3 protein-coding genes are annotated in these 1,893 nt (G+C 73.4%); 1 reads left to right on the forward strand and 2 read right to left on the reverse strand.

The annotated features are described in order from the left end of the window. A partial coding sequence (locus tag EEJ42_RS31765) for a BTAD domain-containing putative transcriptional regulator (RefSeq protein ID WP_281291551.1) occupies positions 1-510 on the reverse strand: 510 nt, incomplete at its 3' end. A 137-nt stretch (positions 511-647) separates the two neighbouring features. On the opposite strand from EEJ42_RS31765, the gene EEJ42_RS31770 reads away from it, so the two are divergent. Then, positions 648-1,220 carry a dihydrofolate reductase family protein gene (locus tag EEJ42_RS31770; RefSeq protein ID WP_123105335.1) on the forward strand — a complete coding sequence of 191 codons (573 nt, stop codon included), beginning with the start codon at positions 648-650 and terminating at the stop codon, positions 1,218-1,220. Positions 1,221-1,244: 24 nt separating this feature from the next. Here the strand turns inward: EEJ42_RS31770 and EEJ42_RS31775 are convergent, their stop codons facing one another. After that, positions 1,245-1,730 carry a flagellar biosynthesis protein FlhF gene (locus EEJ42_RS31775; protein WP_148082084.1) on the reverse strand — a complete coding sequence of 162 codons (486 nt, stop codon included), beginning with the start codon at positions 1,728-1,730 and terminating at the stop codon, positions 1,245-1,247. Positions 1,731-1,893 lie beyond the last annotated feature (163 nt).

Raw genomic sequence — 1,893 nt, forward strand, 5'->3', positions numbered from 1 at the left:
CGCGTGCCGCCCCAGCCGGGCGAGCGCGAGCGCCCGGGCGCGTACGAGCGTGCCGCGGACGGGGGCGCGCTCGGTGCGCAACGCGGCTACGGGGTCGTCGGCGTCACCGGTCCCGTCAGGGGTGCCCTCCCACAGCGCGAGCCCGGCGTCGGCCGCCGCCAGCGACCCCGCGTGGTCCCCGGCCCTGGCCCGGTCCGCGCTCGCGGCGGCGTGCAGCAGCAGGGCGGAGCTGTCGACCTGCGCCTCGGCGAGGGTGAGCCGGTATCCGGTCGGCGTGCTCGCGATGACGTCGGCGCCCAACTGCGCCCGCGCCCTGGAGACGAGGACCTGCACCGCCTTTCCCGGCCGCTCCGGCAACGCGTCCGGCCACAGCCCCGACACGAGCTGCTCGGTGCCGCAGCCCGTGCGCACGTCGCCCGCGAGCAGCGCGAGGAGGGCGCGGAGCCGGGGCGCGGTGACCTCCTGTCCGCGATAAGCGACACGCGGCAGCAGAATCAGGTCGGTGGTCACCCGAGCAGACTAGGCGCACCGGCTCGGCCGTGCGGTCTTCACCACGTGTGGATCAGTGGGATGAGTTTCGGGGGCGTGCTCGGTCTATGGGTACAAGGGGCTGCTACCTGGAGCCCTGTGGGCACCTAGGAGATGTGATGAGCACCGTGGTGATGCACAACGTCGTTTCCGTGGATGGCTTCATCGCCGATGCGGACGATCAAGTCGGCCCTCTCTTCGACTGGTACTCCAACGGCGACACCGAGCTCAGCGAATACGCCAAGGTCTCGCGGGTCTCGGCCGAGTACGTCAAGCCCATGATGGCGAACATCGGGTCGCTCGTGGTCGGGCGTCACGTCTTCGACATGACCAACGGCTGGGAGGGGGCGCCGCCGGCGGGGGAACATATCGTCGTGGTGTCGCACCGGCCCAAGCCCGACGGGTGGCACCCCGAGGCGCCGTACCACTTCGTCGACGATGTGGCACAGGCGATCGCGAAGGCCAAGGACCTCGCAGGCCGGCGCACCGTCGCTGTGGCGGCGGGCGACGTCGGCGGACAGGCATTGGCCCTCGGCCTGGTGGACGAGGTGGCGATGGACGTCGTGCCTGTGGTCTTCGGCTCGGGAAAGCGGTACTTCGGATCGGTCGATGCCCAGCACCTCCTCGAGGACCCGCACGTCGTGATCCAGGGCGATCGGGTGCTCCACCTGCGCTATCGAGTCCGCCGCTAGCCAGGTTCGTTCGGACAGCCGCGGTCAGGCGCACCACCACAGGAAACGGGTGCATGTCGGCGACGGGCTGGGGGTCGGGGCCGCCGGGGAGGGTGGAGCCGCGTGCGTGGGGTCCGGGGCCCGGGGCGGGGCGTCCCCGGGGGCGGGGCTGCGGGGCCCGTCCGGGGACGGGTCGGCCGGGTCGGTGGGTTTGGGCGCGTCGTCGTCCGGGGTGGGCTTGGACTCCGGCTCGCGGCTGGTTTCCTCGGCCGGGGTGGGCGTACGCGCACCGCCCGGCTCGGCGGACTCCGTACGGTCCGAGGCCGGGCGCTCCGCCCCCTCCGACCGCTCCGGAGACGGCTTCGGTGCCGGCGCCCGCCAGTACCCCTCGGTGGCCAGCTCCGCCACGAAGACCGCGGCCAGCACCGGACCCAGCACCGCGGCCATGATCAGCACCCGGCGGCCGCGCCCACGGCGGGCGCGGCGGCCGCGGCGCTTCGGCCTTCTACGAGACGTGTGCGCGTCGTTCATTTCGCCGGGCAGGTTATGTGACCTGCACACAGCGCAGGAGCGGGAAGGGTGAGGATCCTGTGGGGAGAGCCGTCGGGTCCGGCGGCGGCCCCGGCCGCGCTCAGCCCGCGAACGCGGGCTGCGCCAGCCCCCGCCCCGCGTCCGCGATGACCAGCACCGACCC

The sequence above is a fragment of the Streptomyces botrytidirepellens genome, from assembly GCF_003721215.1.
In the GTDB taxonomy this organism is placed as follows: domain Bacteria; phylum Actinomycetota; class Actinomycetes; order Streptomycetales; family Streptomycetaceae; genus Streptomyces; species Streptomyces himastatinicus.

Coding starts and splice junctions, on each gene's coding strand:
- EEJ42_RS31770 (WP_123105335.1), top strand. CDS start 648: ATGAGCACCGTGGTGATGCACAACGTCGTTTCCGTGGATGGCTTCATC.
- EEJ42_RS31775 (WP_148082084.1), bottom strand. CDS start 1,730: ATGAACGACGCGCACACGTCTCGTAGAAGGCCGAAGCGCCGCGGCCGC.